The organism is Alteromonas sp. IB21 (assembly GCF_016405965.1).
Taxonomy (GTDB): domain Bacteria; phylum Pseudomonadota; class Gammaproteobacteria; order Enterobacterales; family Alteromonadaceae; genus Alteromonas.
Map to the genome: position 1 here is coordinate 159,213 of NZ_JAEFCD010000001.1, position 16,905 is coordinate 176,117.

12 protein-coding genes are annotated in these 16,905 nt (G+C 44.5%); 5 read left to right on the forward strand and 7 right to left on the reverse strand.

Going from position 1 to position 16,905, the window contains the following annotated elements:
- Positions 1-47 precede the first annotated feature (47 nt).
- On the reverse strand, positions 48-653 hold the full coding sequence (locus JC525_RS00660; protein WP_198813209.1) for a peroxiredoxin: 606 nt from the start codon (positions 651-653) through the stop codon (positions 48-50).
- Between the two features lie 275 nt (positions 654-928).
- On the opposite strand from JC525_RS00660, the gene JC525_RS00665 reads away from it, so the two are divergent.
- Complete coding sequence (locus tag JC525_RS00665) at positions 929-1,123, forward strand: bacterioferritin-associated ferredoxin (RefSeq protein WP_198813212.1); 195 nt, start codon at positions 929-931, stop codon at positions 1,121-1,123.
- A gap of 183 nt (positions 1,124-1,306) precedes the next feature.
- On the opposite strand, the gene JC525_RS00670 is transcribed toward JC525_RS00665, so the two are convergent.
- The 5 genes from JC525_RS00670 to JC525_RS00690 form a co-directional block, all read right to left on the reverse strand.
- Complete coding sequence (locus JC525_RS00670; RefSeq protein ID WP_442859504.1) at positions 1,307-4,261, reverse strand: TonB-dependent receptor domain-containing protein; 2,955 nt, start codon at positions 4,259-4,261, stop codon at positions 1,307-1,309.
- Between the two features lie 198 nt (positions 4,262-4,459).
- Positions 4,460-5,515 (reverse strand): FecR family protein, encoded by a 1,056-nt coding sequence (locus JC525_RS00675; RefSeq protein ID WP_198813217.1) that lies wholly within the window; start codon positions 5,513-5,515, stop codon positions 4,460-4,462.
- Between the two features lies 1 nt (position 5,516).
- Positions 5,517-6,077 (reverse strand): RNA polymerase sigma factor, encoded by a 561-nt coding sequence (locus tag JC525_RS00680; protein ID WP_233094828.1) that lies wholly within the window; start codon positions 6,075-6,077, stop codon positions 5,517-5,519.
- Between the two features lie 159 nt (positions 6,078-6,236).
- Complete coding sequence (locus tag JC525_RS00685; protein WP_159118170.1) at positions 6,237-8,807, reverse strand: TonB-dependent receptor plug domain-containing protein; 2,571 nt, start codon at positions 8,805-8,807, stop codon at positions 6,237-6,239.
- A 334-nt stretch (positions 8,808-9,141) separates the two neighbouring features.
- Positions 9,142-9,492, reverse strand: coding sequence for a Grx4 family monothiol glutaredoxin (locus JC525_RS00690; protein ID WP_014948765.1), 351 nt, complete (start codon positions 9,490-9,492; stop codon positions 9,142-9,144).
- A gap of 349 nt (positions 9,493-9,841) precedes the next feature.
- Here JC525_RS00690 and sodB point away from each other — a divergent pair, with 349 nt between their 5' ends.
- From sodB to JC525_RS00710, 4 genes are all read left to right on the forward strand, one after another.
- Entirely contained in the window at positions 9,842-10,423 is a 582-nt protein-coding gene (sodB, locus tag JC525_RS00695; protein WP_025254504.1) for a superoxide dismutase [Fe], read from the forward strand.
- A 241-nt stretch (positions 10,424-10,664) separates the two neighbouring features.
- Complete coding sequence (locus JC525_RS00700) at positions 10,665-12,587, forward strand: PrkA family serine protein kinase (protein WP_198813222.1); 1,923 nt, start codon at positions 10,665-10,667, stop codon at positions 12,585-12,587.
- A gap of 116 nt (positions 12,588-12,703) precedes the next feature.
- Complete coding sequence (locus tag JC525_RS00705; protein ID WP_198813224.1) at positions 12,704-13,990, forward strand: YeaH/YhbH family protein; 1,287 nt, start codon at positions 12,704-12,706, stop codon at positions 13,988-13,990.
- Position 13,991: 1 nt separating this feature from the next.
- The gene (locus tag JC525_RS00710) at positions 13,992-15,539 is read left to right on the forward strand and encodes a SpoVR family protein (protein ID WP_198813226.1); all 1,548 of its coding nucleotides are present in this window, start codon (positions 13,992-13,994) and stop codon (positions 15,537-15,539) included.
- 28 nt (positions 15,540-15,567) lie between these two features.
- Here JC525_RS00710 and JC525_RS00715 read toward each other — a convergent pair whose 3' ends face one another.
- On the reverse strand, positions 15,568-16,797 hold the full coding sequence (locus JC525_RS00715) for an MFS transporter (protein ID WP_198813227.1): 1,230 nt from the start codon (positions 16,795-16,797) through the stop codon (positions 15,568-15,570).
- Between the last annotated feature and the right edge of the window lie 108 nt (positions 16,798-16,905).

Consider the following 16,905-nt stretch of genomic DNA (forward strand, 5'->3'; position numbering starts at 1 on the left):
AACAGCGCCAATAGGCGCTGTTCTACTATGAACTTTATACAATAAACTTACAGTTTGTCAGCTTCTTCAGATAGATACTTCGCCACGCCTTCAGGCGACGCATCCATACCCGCTTTTCCTTCAGTCCAACCCGCTGGGCAAACTTCGCCGTGCTCTTCATGGAACGCTAGGGCGTCAACCATACGCAGCATCTCGTCAACATTACGTCCAAGTGGAAGGTCATTCACTACTTGGTGACGTACCATACCTTGCTCATCGATAAGGAATGAACCGCGGAACGCAACACCATCTTCTGGGTGCTCTACATCATAAGCTTGGCAGATATCATGTTTAACATCAGCAACCAACGTATATTTAACTGGGCCAATACCACCTTGATTTACTGGGGTATTTCTCCACGCATTGTGTGAGAATTGAGAATCGATAGACACACCTATTACCTCTACACCACGCTTTTTGAATTCGTCGAAACGCTTGTCAAAAGCAATAAGCTCAGACGGGCAAACAAATGTGAAATCTAGTGGGTAGAAAAACACGACCGCTTTTTTACCTTTAATAGCCTCGCTTAACGTGAAAGTATCAACAATTTCTCCGCTACCAAGTACTGCCGCCGCAGTAAAATCTGGCGCTGGACGACCAACTAATACACCCATGAGTATCTCCATTTATATGTGGATTGTAATAATAGAAATAATTACTCAACGCAATTATTTAGGATAAATTTCTATAAGAGCAAAAGTAGGTACTAATATGCAAATAACAATACTCGATATTGGTTTTTCTAACAGATCATACCAATGACACAGTGAAAACCTCTTCGCCTAGTTAAAATAGCAATCAATTTCATTGAGTTTAATTTTAATTATCTACTTGCCAAATTCATGAATAGCAATTATTATCATTTACAGATTCATTTGGAGTACGTTTAATGTTTGTTTGTATGTGCTATGGGGTAACAGATAAAAGCATTCGCGCGGCCGTTGAAGAAAGCGGTGTGGGAAATATGCGTGAGTTACGTCAACACTTAGAGCTTGGTTCTCAGTGCGGCAAGTGCATTAATATGGCACAGCAAATTATTGACCAAACGATTGTCGATGAGACCTTATTCAAAAACGTGGGCTAAGTAAGTTATTAGGCCCACTTCACGTTATTCCTTCTGACCCGTTGTTCTTCAATCTCTATCACAATATCTTCTACTTTCCGCTGCATTAATGCCGTGACGAACAAGCAAGGCCGCACCTAATCATCCCTTCGATAATACCATCTTTATTGAAAGCAGTGAGACGAAAATTCAACTGTCAGACTATCACTTGAAAGTATATTCAAGCCCTGCGTAATAGAAAGCACCATTGATGCCACTTGGAGATGTAGGTGGGTAAAGCGCCCCAACCTCTCCTTGAAATGGGTTTTCTTCAGGAAGCGCGTCAAAAAGGTTTTGCGCTCCAAAGGTAAGCACGGTGTGCGGTAGAACTCGCCAAGAGAGCTGGGCGTCAAACGTAGTTAATGCACTGCCAAAGATATCCATACCCGCTGAGGCATCAAGATGGTCTTCATAAAACTTACCGTAATAATTTAGGCGCCAAGTAAACGCCCAATCACCTTTTGATTGCTCGAGAGTGAGACTGCCTCGGTGACCCGGCAGATTATCTTCTAGCATTTTAACTCGAGCCTGAGTTAGATTGGGTAAAAGTTGTATTTCGCCATTGACCAAAGCAGGATAGCGAGTAACGCGCTCCACTTGCGTGTCTGTCCAGTTATAAGCGAGCAGCAAAGAATTTGACCAATCGTCATAGGAAAAGCTGTAATTTACAACGACGTCGACCCCTTGTGTCTTTGTATCAAAATCGTTAGTAAAATATTTAGCTGCATTGTATTTCGCGGCATCAGGACGCCCCTTGGCTATAAGTGCAGTGATATCCTCTTCGGTCAAAGGGATAGCTGACGTGGTACTAATTCTATCTGCAAGACGAATATTAAAATAATCTAGGGTGGCAAAGAAGGTCTCACTCGCCTGCATAACCAAACCAAAGCTGAAGTTAACCGACTCTTCAGGCGTAAGCGGTGTTGCGCCAAGCTGGAGCGATATTAAATCAGTAGGTGGCAGTGTCGCTTGGTCCTCCAAGCCTTTAATACCATAAGCTGTGGTGACATTAATTACGTTACTTTGACCCACTGTGGGTGCTTTAAAGCCGGTATTGACCGACCCTCGTAATGCAAACAGATCGTTTAATTTATACCGAGTACTTAACTTGCCGTCGAACGTTGAGCCAAAGTCACTAAAATGCTCGACGCGTGTCGCCATAGCAAACTGCCATCCTTCCGTAACGAAAAACTCGAAGTCAGCATACAACGCCCAATTATTGCGACTCCAATGGCCTGCTGACTGTGGCTGATAACCTGGGAAGCCGTTTGACCCTATAGAAAACCCTTGATTCAAGCCCAGTGGAGGCTCTAGCGCATAGGGACCTGCAACGTAAGACGCTTCATCACCCGCTTTCTGAAAGTAGGTTTCTTTGCGCCATTCAACACCCAGGGCAATACTAATTGGATCGTCAAAAATCGATTGTATTAACTTGGTAAAGTCCAGATTGAGTGTACGTTCTACTTGCGAAACGCCGCCAGGAGAAAAAGCTGTGGGTGTTTTAGGCCCCAACGATGGATTCACTGTATTTGAAATGGTGTACTCGATATCACTGTATCCAAGTGTGGCGCTTACATCCATTGCCCAGCCTTCAGGTAGTTCGTGCTTTATTCCCATAGCCACAGAGGCATCGGTGATCGTTCCCCCAAATTGAGGCGTGAACCCGCCGGGAAACCACTCATTAAAGGCAAAACAGTTTGCACCGAGCGCCGTTGAGTTATCTGCTATTCGCTGATAATCAGGATTTGATAAAACATTACTACTTGAAAGGGTTATAGAAGGGCATGCAATACCGTTTCCCAGTCCATCTAAGTCCGCAACAATAAGACGACTTTCTCCAGTAGTAGAGTCCGTGCGGCTAAACACACCTTCACGCGTTTGTGGATTTCGAAAATAGAATCCACCATTAATCTCACGGCGTGCAGCGGTAGCAAAACTATACAGCTTCGATGAAGAAGACAGGTCAACGCCGGTATTTAGCGCGAGTTTGATATCTTCATTTACATCTAACGCCCCCCAAATTTGAGCAGGCATTTGAATGAATGTATTGCCTTGTTCTAGGAGACTTTGAGCATCATCGCGCTGCACGGAACGAGATGTACCATTTTGCTGCCTGTACTCCGCTGTCGCGTTGACGAAGCCTGTCTCTCCGAAGGCAAAGCCTTTATTCGCTTGAAATTGAAAAAGTTCGCCGTCACCTTCGCTGTATCCGCCAAGCTTCAAAGCGACACTGCCTCCTTCTCTCGCATCTTTTAAGACGAAGTTAATAACGCCGGCTATAGCATCTGAGCCATATTGGGCCGATGCACCATCTCGCAGTACCTCTACTTGTTTCAGAGCATAAGCAGGTATCACTGATATATCTGGCCCTTGTGCTCCGTCAGATAATCCGCCACCGAGAAACGTGATAACCGCTGAGCGGTGTCTGCGTTTTCCATTTAAGAGCAATAGCGTGTGATCTGAAGACATACCTCTTAAATTCGCTGGCCTCACCAAGCTGCTGGCATCATTTATTGGCTGGTCGTTAACATTAAGGGATGGAACCATCACGCTCAGCATAGAGAGTACGTCGGTGTTACCTTGAGAACTCAGCGCGTCAGCGCCAATAACATCCAAGGGAACCGGTGAATCCACAGCACTTCTAGGCGAGTTTCTGGTACCAACGACAGCGATTTTTTCCAGTCCGTTACTCTTTTCCTCTACCTTTTCCTCGTTCTCATCACGTTGTTTTGATTGTGTTAAAAGAGATGAACGAGAACGAATAGTCAATGCGCCGGTTTCATCAGTAATAACTGCCAGTTCCGTACCTTCAAGAAGCTGGGTCAAGGCTTCATTTAATGTAAACGTACCCTCTAGCGCATTAGTTTTTACTTTTCTTGCTAAATCGAAGGGGAATAAAAGCGTAGTATTGGCTTGTTTAGCAAGCTCAGTCAGCGCTTCATTGGCGTTTTGTGCAGGAATTGAAAATGTAATTGCACCAGGCGAAGAAAGGGTTTCAGACGAAATGGGCGAGTCGCTAACATTTTGCGCAAACAGAGTGTCTGTTGGCCATAGAAGAAAAAATATACCCGGTACTAAATGCGCAGGTGAAAGCGCGCTGGATATCGAGAGTTTGTGCATTGTATTTTGCAAGTGACAGCAAGCCGAACACGCGAAAGCATGTAGCTTTTTTCTTTTATTTTTAGGTTGCCTGCTAATCGCAATATTGCCGTACTGCAAGATATTAAATCAATGTGCTTACTATTTTAATTATATTGTCACATTAAATAAAATGATGCCAATCAGTAATCATAGAAAGGACCCAGCTTTCAAAAATATTTAACTTTTCGCAGTGCTCAGTTCAATCGTTGTTTCGGTGACTCTTTGATAATTAATGTTGAAGCTGCTCTTTAGTGCAGATAGTAAGCCATCTATATCGCCTACTTTGAAATATCCTGCTACACGGCGTCTACGCAAACTATCGTCTGAAATGTGAAAGCGAACAGGCGTATAACGTCCTATCTCCGCCAACACGGCATCTAACGGCTCACCTTTAAACACAATCATGCCCTGCTGCCATGCTAAATCATCGTCAATATCATCTTGCGACATACTTTCGCGAGCTTCTACTTTACCTAATACGGTTGCTTTCTCTCCCGCAAACATCAGCAGACCTTCTTCTGAGACGGGGCGTTTTCCGAATAGAGAATCGTTTGACGATGACGACTTAAATCGGTCTTTCACTAACACTTTTCCATCAGTAACCACTAATTCAAACGCATTGTCGTCGACGTATTGCATATTAAAAGCCGTACCCACCGCCGTTACGGTGTTATTACCCGCGGTAACCGAGAATGGGCGCGTTTTATCGTGAGCGACTTCAAAGTGAGCTTCGCCTTTCAATAACACGATATTTCGCGCCGTTGATGTGAAGTCTACGGTTACTGTAGAGTTTGTATTAAGGTGAAGCTGTGAACCGTCTGCCAGGGTAACGTTTTTTTGCTCCCCCACCCCTGTTTGCACCTTCTGGGTTACGGCGGCAAATTCAGGCGCGTTGTCTAACCACGTACGCTGAACAACAACGCCAACAGCAATCGCCATTACTAAGAACGTGGCCGCAATGCCCCACACTGCTGTTTTTGGAAGGCCGTGTTTCTTCGATGCTTGGCGGGCTGTCGGCTGAGGGAATAGCCCACTTAATTCATTGAGCACCGACATATCGTCCCACAAACTTGCTACATCCAATAAGGCTTGGCGGTGGGCATTACTTTCAGATAGCCAAGCGCCTAATATTTCTTTTTCGTCACTTTTTAACCCGCGGTCGAGACGGCTTATCCAAAGGCAAGCTTGCTCTTGAATATCTTCTTTGCTTGAAAACTGGCGAATATTGTTCATGTTAACTACTGCTTATGTCCTGAGTCGCGGTAGCAGTGGCACGGGGGGATGCACTGTCCTTTGAAAGCTCAGCTAAATATCTAGAGCACATCATTAAACCTTTGGCGACATGCTTTTCTACGGTGCTTTCGCTCAGCCCCACAAGCTCTGCAATCTCTTTTTGTCGCATGCCATATACTTTTTTGAGCAAAAATACGCGTTTTACATCAGCTGACAGTGTGTCTGTCGCTCGGCAAAAATGAATAAAACGTTCTTTGCTCTCTACGTTTTTTTCTAAACTATGCCCAACAAGTTCGTAAGGCAAAAGATCCATGTCGTCTAAATGCTGTTTATTTTTATTCTCAGCTTTTGCAACATGGTTCAGCGCTAAATTACGCGCTGTTTTGAGCATGTATGTCCGCTCGTACTGTATTTCTTGTTTTAATTCTGCTTCGTAGCTCTTTATAAAAGCTTCTTGCACGATATCTTCAATGTCGTCGGCGCCAACAATAGAACCTACCGCGCGCATTAACTTAGAGCGGTATTTTAAAAAGGTTTCAGCTACTGTCGACTTTCTCGTCATAATAATAAATGTTGCGTGTTTCGATTTGCTTACATGGGCATCAATAATGCCTGTTTTTTGGTAAATTTTCACGTAAATGATGATAGAAGATAAAAGGGGAGCTAATGCTCCCCTTCACTTCGAAACATTTGTGAAAGTTGTGTTCGCTAGTATTAGCGATTAAAAAGAATAAACACCTCTTAGATAATAGAAGCCACCGTTGATACCGATGGGTGAGGTCGTTGGATACAACGAACCTGCAATACCGGCATACTGTGTATTCTCATCTGGGTATTCATCAAAGGCGTTTTTCGCGCCTACAGTTACAGTAAACTCTTCAGTGAAGTTGTAAGCCACTTCTAAGTCCACAGTAAATTCTGAGCCTACTTTATCGATTGGAAGCGCAGAATCTAAGTGGTCTTCAAAGATGCTACCGTAATAGTTTAAGCGTGCAAGGAAGCGCCAATCACCATTCGTATGGTTCGCCGTTGCACTGTAGCGCACTGCTGGAAGGTTATCTTCTAACATGCGAATACGCTCAGCTGAAATGTTGTCCGATGCACGGTCAACCTCTGTCGATGTCCAGTTGTAAGCAAGTGAGAACTTAGTCTCGCCGCCCATCATCTCCATCGAGTAGTTGGCGACTACATCAAGACCTTCAGTGGTTGTATCGAAGTCATTGGTAAAGAAGCTGATCTCTTGGAAGCTAGATGCATCGTTGATGCCTTGCGCAATAAGTGCTGCAATATCGTCTTCAGTTAACGCAATACCAGACGCTGTACTAATACGGTCAGTCAGCTCAATGTTGTAGTAATCAGCAGTAATGAAAAGACCATTTTCAAAGTCGGCTACTATACCAAACGTGATACTTTCTGATTCTTCAGGTGTTAGCTGCTCGCCACCTTTAAGCTGCGATACTGGGTCTGTTGGTGGTAGCGTTGCACGGTCGATTAACTGACCACCCGTACCGAACGCTGTTGTAACGTTACGCACGTTACTTTGACCAAGCGTAGGCGCCTTAAAGCCAGTTGAGAATGCACCGCGGAACGCGATGTTTTCAAGCGCTTGCCAACGGAACGCAATTTTACCTTTTGTCGTATCGCCGAAGTCAGAGAAGTCTTCGTAACGAAGCGCACCGGCTAACATGAAGTTTTCAGTGATATAGGCTTCTGCGTCAACGTAAAGTGCAATGTTGTTGCGGGACACACGACCTTGGCTATTGGCCGCCAAGCCAGGGAAACCATTTGAGCCAATGCCAAAGCCTTGTGTCGCCAGCGGACCTATTTCATAAGAGGCTGTGTCACCTGCAACGCTCTCATAACTTTCATTGCGATATTGGAAACCTGTCGCTACGAATAGCGGTTCGTACAAACCAACATCGAAAGGTTTAGTAAAGTCAATATCAAGAGTTTGTTCAGACTGTGTATAACGACCTGGGCTGAACGAGGTTGGCGTATCTGGACCTAAAGACGGGTTGATTGTATTGCTGATAGCAAAATCTACTTCGTTTTGGCCAAGGTTCAAACTCACGTCATAAGTAATGTCGTTATCCAACTCACCTTTGGTACCAAACACAAGAGACATGTCCGTTACCGTGCCGCCAAAGCGAGGTGTAAAGCCACCAGGAAGAATCTCGTTAAACGCGAAACAGTCTGGATTATTTGCTACTTCACTAATGTAACGTGGATTAGTAAGTACGTTGTCGCCAACCACGATATCAGTTGGACAGTTACCTGACATGTCGCCAGTCAAATCACCTACAAGCAACAATTGTTCGCCGTCAGCATTTGTACCACCGTCGTTTACACCACCACGGTTGTGTGGGTTACGGAAATAGAAACCGCCTTCAACTTCACGTTCAGCGAAGTTACCAAACATATAAGCTTCTGAAGTAGCAGACAACTCAATACCAGCGTTAGCAAACAGTTTGATGTCGTGCTTAATTTCAGGAGAACCCCAAATTTGTGCAGGATCTGCAACGAAAGTGTTACCTGCTGCTACAAGTGCCGCTGCATCATCACGCTGAACGCTGCGAGAGGTATCATCAGCTGTACGGTATTCAGCTGATAGGTTAAGGAAACCATTTTCTGAAAGTGGCAAACCGACATTACCAGACAACTGGATCATGTCGCCGTCGCCTTCATAGTAAGAACCGTAACGGGCTTCAAACGTTCCGCCTTCAGACGCATCGCTAAGTACGAAGTTAATTACACCTGCAATGGCGTCTGAACCGTATTGTGCTGCTGCACCATCGCGGAGTACTTCAACCTGCTTTAGCGCTGCTGCTGGAATAACGGAAATATCTGGGCCTTGTGCACCGTCAGAAAGACCGCCGCCAAGGAAGGTAATGACTGCAGAGCGGTGACGACGCTTACCGTTAACTAAAACAAGCGTATGGTCTGACGCCATACCGCGAAGGTTAGCTGGACGAACAAGCGTTGATGCATCGTTAATTGGCTGGTCGTTCACGTTGAAAGACGGAACAACAGTTTGCATCATGGATACCATATCGGTGGCACCCTGCTGCTTGAATTCTTCGTCAGAGATAATATCAATTGGAACGGCGGAGTCAGCTACTGAGCGTGGCGCTGCGCGTGAACCAACAACGGCGATTTGCTCAAAATCTTCAGCTTTCGCACTTTCTTCTGCTTCTTGCGCATAAACTGGTGCAGTAGCCATTACTGAAAACGCAGCAGATGCAGCTAGAACGCCCCGTACGTTTCTGGTCAATAAAGACAAGGTTGTATTCATGGTGGTTTCCCGGATTTTCTCGAAAGCACTTTGTGTGTTTTGCACACATCAAAAAAGTGTTCAGAGTGGTTGTTGTTTTATACCTTCAACACTGACTCATTAGCGGTCAGATGACCGTGTTATAGAACGCAAGATGTTAAAAAACAAACCTTTTTCGATGAAATAAAAATATTTTTTTAGACCGTAGAGGATTTGGTTTTCTGGCCTGTCTATATAGATTTCGTGGGGATAAAAGTACGTAGTTATTGGCGGATATTAATGAAAAAAGCCAGCTGTAAGCCGGCTTTTTAATCTATTTTTATAGATTGTAAAAATAGGGGATTTAAGACAACGATTATTCTGCTTCTTTGTACTTAGCAGCAGTTTCTTTAATAAGTGGCTGTAGTTCGTTTTGCTGAAACATTTCAATAATAATATCGCAACCACCCACTAGCTCACCTTCTACCCACAACTGCGGGAAAGTTGGCCAGTTCGCGTATTTTGGTAATTCCGCACGAATATCAGGGTTTTGTAGAATATCGACATACGCAAATGGTTCGCCACATGACATCAACGCTTGCGATGCTTGTGAAGAAAAGCCACAGCTAGGGAGTTTTGGTGAACCTTTCATATACAACAAGATTGGGTTTTCTTCGATTTGCTGCTTGATTCTATCCAGCGTTGATTGATTTTCAGTATTATCCATTTGATTCCTCTGAGCACAAAAGTGTATTCCCCGTTAAGTGGGAATGCATGAATGATTTATCAAGGTGAAGGGTATCATAAATTTGCTGTTAATTACTCATTGCCAGAATGATCTTTTCACTCCCTATATTGCTATCTACCAGTACATCAGATCAATATCTACAATGATAAAAACGGGGATTTGAAAAAATTCACAATTTTGTCATTGAGTTATAAGACTTTATCCCCACATTTGGGATATGCTTTAGCGTCTGAAGCAATATAATCAATGTCTCATTGATTGACACTTATTGAACAGGCGAAGATGAGTGTGCTTTAGACTACAATACTAAACCAACATGGAGACCGTCATGGCTTTTGAATTACCAGCATTACCATACGAACAAAATGCACTAGAACCGCATATTTCTGCTGAAACGCTTGAATACCACTATGGCAAGCACCACGCTACTTATGTAACTAAGCTTAACGGCCTAGTTGAAGGTACTGACATGGAAAACAAAAGCCTAGAAGAAATCATCAAATCTTCTGAAGGCGGTGTTTTCAACAACGCAGCACAAGTTTGGAACCACACGTTCTACTGGCACTGCCTTAGCCCAAATGGTGGCGGCGAACCTACAGGCGCGCTAGCTGATGCGATCAATGCAAAATGGGGCTCATTTGCGGACTTCCAAGCTGCATTTAACGACAAAGCAGTGAACAACTTTGGCTCAAGCTGGACATGGCTAGTTAAAACTGCTGACGGCAGCCTGGACATCGTTAATACGAGCAATGCAGAAACACCAATTTCTGGTGACGACCTTACACCAGTACTAACGGTCGACCTTTGGGAACACGCTTACTACATCGATTACCGTAACGCGCGTCCTAAGTACTTAGAAAATTTTTGGGCACTAGTTAACTGGGAATTCGCAAGCAAAAACTTTGCGTAAACCAGGCGCACGACTGCAGAACACATTGAGTTCTGCACTGCGTTAAAAAATACTAATGTAAAGCCCCGCTCGCGAGCGGGGCTTTTTTTATGAAAAATTGTTCGTTAAGAGACACTAAATTCTTATTAAAGTTGCATTTTTCGTTAGACGAAAAGATTAAAAACTATACACAATAATTACTATCCTTTTGTGAAATACCTACTAAGCTGAAATTACGGGGTTCCGTATTTAAGGGGTATTCATGGGTATTTTTGAACACTATCAAAGTCGCTATGAAGAGCGAAAACACGAAGAGTTCACCATTGGGGAGTTCCTTGAAATCTGTAAGGAAGATCAAAGCGCTTATGCAAACGCTGCAGAACGTTTGCTCCAAGCGATTGGTGAGCCAGAGCTTATTGACACTGCCAACCAACCGGCGCTCAGCCGTATTTTCTCAAACCGCGTTATTTCTCGTTATCCAGCTTTTTCAGAATTCTATGGTATGGAAGAAGCGATTGAGCAAATTGTTTCTTATCTTAAGCATGCCGCACAGGGACTTGAAGAGAAGAAACAAATTCTTTATTTACTTGGCCCTGTGGGCGGTGGTAAGTCCTCGCTAGCTGAGCGTCTTAAGGAGCTGATGCAGCACGTACCTATCTATATGCTTAAAGGGTCTCCGGTCAACGACCACCCTTTCTGTCTATTTGATGTTAAGGAAGACGGTGACATCTTAGAGAAAGAATATGGCATTCCTAAGCGCTATTTAAAAACCATAATGTCGCCGTGGGCTCGCAAGCGCCTACATGAATTTAACGGCGATATTACTCAGTTCAGAGTTGTTCGGGTTTACCCTTCTGTACTCGATCAGGTGGGTATCGCGAAAACAGAGCCTGGCGATGAAAACAACCAAGACATTTCAGCGCTAGTGGGTAAGGTTGATATTCGCCGACTAGAGCAATACGCACAAAACGACCCTGACGCTTACAGTTATTCTGGTTCGTTGTGTAAAGCTAATCAGGGGTTAATGGAATTCGTGGAAATGTTCAAAGCCCCCATTAAGGTGCTGCATCCACTGTTAACCGCTACACAAGAAGGCAACTACAACCCGACAGAGGGCTTTTCTGCCCTTCCTTTCGACGGTCTAATTTTGGCCCACTCCAATGAATCTGAGTGGCAGACATTTAGAAACAATAAAAACAATGAAGCGTTCCTAGATCGTGTCTACATTGTAAAAGTACCTTATTGCTTACGAGTTAGTGAAGAGATTCGCATATACAAAAAGCTGTTGGATAGCAGTGAGCTTAACGGTGTACCTTGTGCTCCAGACACGTTAGAGTGCTTGGCGCAATTTACCGTGCTATCTCGATTGAAAGAGCCTGAAAATTCCAGTTTGTTTTCAAAAATGCGGGTCTATGACGGTGAAAGCTTAAAAGACACTGACCCGAAAGCAAAGTCATATCAGGAATACCGTGATTACGCGGGTGTTGACGAAGGCATGGAGGGCTTATCTACCCGATTTGCCTTTAAAATTCTCTCTCGTGTTTTTAACTTCGACCATCAAGAAGTGGCGGCTAACCCGGTTCATTTATTCTACGTGCTGGAGCGACAAATTGAGCGTGAGCAATTCCCACAAGAAACCGCAGATAAGTATCTGGAGTTCTTAAAAGGCTTCTTAATTCCACGCTACGTGGAGTTCATCGGAAAAGAAATTCAGACTGCGTATTTAGAGTCTTACTCTGAGTATGGACAAAATTTGTTTGATCGCTACGTAACATATGCTGATTTTTGGATCCAGGACCAAGAGTATCGCGATCCAGAAACCGGGCAGCTATTTGACAGAGCGTCGCTCAATGCAGAGTTAGAAAAAACGGAGAAACCTGCAGGGATTAGTAATCCTAAAGACTTCCGTAACGAAATCGTCAACTTTGTATTGAGAGCACGCGCAAATAACAGCGGTAAAAACCCAGCGTGGACTAGCTACGAAAAACTGCGCACTGTGATTGAGAAGAAAATGTTCTCTAACACGGAAGACTTGCTGCCGGTTATTTCCTTCAATACGAAGGGTTCTGCAGAGGAGCAGAAGAAGCACGACGACTTCGTAAACCGTATGACCGAAAAAGGCTATACGCAAAAACAAGTTCGACTGCTGTGTGAATGGTACTTACGCGTACGTAAAGCATCATAGGGCTTAAGCTTCGTGGTTCTAGAGCGTGCATGATGTTAGGTGTGCATGAAGCAAGCATACTTCACGCACGTTCTCGTTCGGGTATTTGAAGTTCACAACAGAATAAGCAGGTGTGTATGGCGCATTTTATTGACCGACGGTTAAACAGTAAAGGTAAGAGCACGGTAAACCGCCAACGCTTTATCAAGCGCTATAAACAGCAGATAAAGCGCGCGGTTTCTGATGCGGTAGGCCAACGATCGGTAACCGACCTAGATTCTGGCGAACAAATTAGCATTCCCGCCAGAGATATTTCTGAACCTATTTTCCATACTGGTCGAGGTGGCAGCAGAGACATTGTGCACCCCGGCAATGATCAATTCATAGCGGGTGACAAAATTGACCGGCCACCCGGTGGCGGTGGTCAGGGTGCAGGTAAGGGCGACGCCAGTAACGAAGGTGAAGGCCAAGATGAATTTGTATTTTCAATTTCTAAAGACGAGTACTTAGATTTACTGTTTGAGGACTTGGCGCTACCTAACCTAAAGAAAAATCAATTTGATAAGGTTACCCAATTTGAAACCTATCGCGCTGGTTACCAAACCGACGGCGTACCGAGTAATTTAGATATTGTTCGTTCGCTCAAAGGCTCTGTTGCAAGGCGTATTGCCCTTAGTGGCAGTGATAGAAAGAAACTCAGAGAGCTTGAAGAAAAGCTTGCACTGCTAGTCGAGGACAAACACGAGAATACGTTTGTCATAAATGCATTGAAAGAAGAAATCGAGGCACTTAAAGCGAAAATTGCAAGGGTGCCTTTTATCGACACCTTCGATTTACGTTTCAAAAATTATGACAGACGCCCTCTTCCTTCGAGTAAAGCCGTAATGTTCTGTCTAATGGATGTGTCTGGCTCAATGGATCAGGCCACCAAAGACATGGCTAAACGGTTTTATATCTTGCTGTATTTGTTTTTAACGCGCACCTACGAAAACGTCGAGGTTGTTTATATTCGTCATCATACTCAAGCCAAAGAAGTCGATGAGCAGGAGTTCTTCTATTCACAAGAAACGGGGGGAACCATTGTTTCAAGTGCTTTGAAATTAATGGACGAAGTCGTTCGCGAGCGCTACAGCGATGGAAATTGGAATATCTATGCTGCACAGGCATCAGATGGCGACAACTGGGCAGATGACTCACCACAGTGTCGCGACTTGCTTACTACCAAGTTACTACCGGCGACCCGCTATTACGCTTATATCGAAATAACCGAGAGACAACACCAAAGTTTGTGGCGTGAATATGAGAAAGTCGCTGCCACTCACGATAATTTTGTATGTAAGCACATACAAACCCAGGCCGACATCTACCCTGTGTTCAGAGAGCTTTTCAAACGCTCTGCACAAGATGCGCAGCAAGGAGCCTAATATGACAACCGATGCTATGGCAAAAGAAAGCAGCAAGCCTGAATCATTAAAACTCCATTTATTAAGCGATGGGCCTGACTGGACATTTCCGCTTATTGAACAGTACGAACAACACATAGATCGCATTGCGAAGAAATTTAAACTCGACACTTACCCTAATCAAATTGAGGTAATAACCGCAGAACAAATGATGGACGCTTACGCCAGCATAGGCATGCCGCTTAATTATACCCACTGGAGTTTTGGCAAAAAGTTTATTCAAACTGAGCAGCAATACCGTCGTGGACAAATGGGTCTGGCTTACGAAATCGTTATTAACTCTGACCCCTGCATTGCGTATTTGATGGAAGAAAACACCATTACCATGCAAGCGCTGGTTATGGCTCATGCCTGTTACGGTCATAACTCATTCTTTAAAGGGAACTACTTATTCAAAACCTGGACCGACGCCAGTTCAATTATCGATTACTTAGTGTTTGCCAAAAATTATATTGCTAAGTGCGAGCAAAAATATGGCTATGAAGATGTAGAAAACATACTTGATTCCTGTCACGCGCTAATGAATTACGGCGTTGATCGCTACAAACGTCCGCAGAAAATCTCGCTGCAAGAGGAGAAAAACAGGCAAGAAGAACGGGAAGCATATCTTCAGTCTCAGGTAAATGAACTATGGCGAACCCTCCCCGATAGTCCGCACAGCAAACACAAAGAAAAAATTCGGTTTCCACAAGAGCCCCAGGAAAACCTGCTTTATTTTATCGAGAAAAACGCGCCGCTACTTGAACCTTGGCAGCGTGAAATTGTGCGTATTGTACGAAAAGTTTCGCAGTATTTTTATCCACAGAAACAAACTCAAGTCATGAACGAAGGATGGGCCTGTTTTTGGCACTATCATATTTTAAACGAGATGTATGATGAAGGTTTGGTAAGCGACCGCTTTATGATGGAGTTTTTGCACAGTCACTCCAGCGTAGTCATGCAGCCAGAGTACAATAGCCCCTATTACTCCGGTATAAACCCGTATGCACTTGGCTTTTCCATGTTTATGGACATTAAAAGAGTTTGCCAGTCGCCTACCGAAGAAGATTATAAGTATTTGCCAAGCATAGCCGGTAAAGACTGGTTAGAAACCGTGCATTTCGCCATGGAAAACTTTAAAGACGAAAGCTTTATCAGTCAGTTCTTATCGCCCAAAGTCATTCGCGACTTTAAGTTATTCGCCCTTGAAGACGACACCAAAAAGCCTTTTATAGCAGTAAGTGCTATTCACGATGAAAAGGGTTATCAAATTATCAAGGAGAAGCTGTCTGCCCAATACAATTTGAGCAATTTGGAACCCAATATTCAGGTACACAATGTGGACGTAAGAGGCGACCGCTCGCTCACCCTTCGCTATATTCCTCAGCAGGGCATTCCCCTAGGGGATTCAAAAGATGAAGTCATGCGACACCTGCACAGGCTTTGGAAATTCGATATACGCTTAGAGCAAGACAACGGCGAAGATGGCGTTGAGATGATATCAGAGTGCAGACGTACACCGCAGGCGTAAGCCTGCGGCCAGCCCTCAGAACAAGATTTTAAGCCGCCTTTGCACTTTCCATTTCTTTTCGTGAACAAATTAACAATGACAGCGCGCCTATTGCAGCAAATACCGCCGCAGTGACGAACGTCTCATAGGCATTCGTTCCTTGCTGCCATTGCTGACCTGCCATATAGTTGCCAAAGGCGCCACCCAGTCCAAATGCTACGCTTATATATACGGCTTGCCCGCGGCTCTGGTACGCCTTCGGCAAAAACTGATGGATAAAGTGTACCGATACCGCATGGGTTAACCCAAAGCTTAGGGCATGAATAAGTTGGCTCAGCACGATAACCATAAAGATATCAGCAAACGCCGCCATGACGTACCAACGAAGCCCTGTTAGCGCAATGCTCACAAATAGCAAGTTCCATACGCCAAACTGACTGATAAGCCGGCGGGCGATAAGAAATATTCCTACCTCAGCCAGCACGCCTAGCGCGATGAAGATCCCCGTTTCTTGGCCGCTGTATTCAAGGTCGCGCATATAAAGCGCAAAAAAGCCGTAATAGGCCCCGAAGCTAATTTGCAGACAGGCAGAGGCGAAGATAAATATGGCAAATGGTTTTTGCTTTGCAAATTTCCAAATACTGCCCACCGCAGAGCTCTCAGGCGCAGCCTCTTCCGGTGCGCGTATAAACAAGGTACTGATAAATAAAAGCGCCAGCACAAAAATACTGGCGTGTACGGGCGTGTCGGTAGAAAAAATATCAAGGGCCTTTCCAACACCTACTGTTAAGCAAATAAAACCAACGCTTCCCCACAATCTTATTTGCCCGTACGTGGTATTAGTGTTCGCCACCGAGTTCATGGTGATAACTTCAAGTTGCGGCAGCACTGCCGTCCAGAACATCATCATTAAGCCAAAAGCCAGCGTAAGCCCCCAAAAGCTGGTGAAGTAAAGTACCGAACTGAAAGTCAATACCGTAAGTAAACAGCCTAAGCGCATAACGCCAATAGCATTACCTGTTTTATCTGCCACGCCGGCCCACAAACCTGGCCCTAAGATACGAGCAAGAGTGATTACGGCAAAAAGCTCACCAATTTCGGCAGAAGAAAAGCCCCGCCCATCGAGGAAGATGCCCAAGTAAGGGACAAGTACACCTAGCTGTCCGAAATAAAGCCAGTAGGTAATAGCAAGGATAAAGAGTGCCGTTTTGCTACTTGCTGCGCTATTTGCTGTGGATGTCCCAGCGCTTTCAGTATTCTTTAGGCCATTGTGTGACAATTCACATCTCCATATGCAAAAACGCCACTAGCACAAAACTGGCAGTGGCGAAGGGTGAAAATAATTAGCACAACACAAGGTTAATGCTGCGCGTTTTTAAACCGCGTA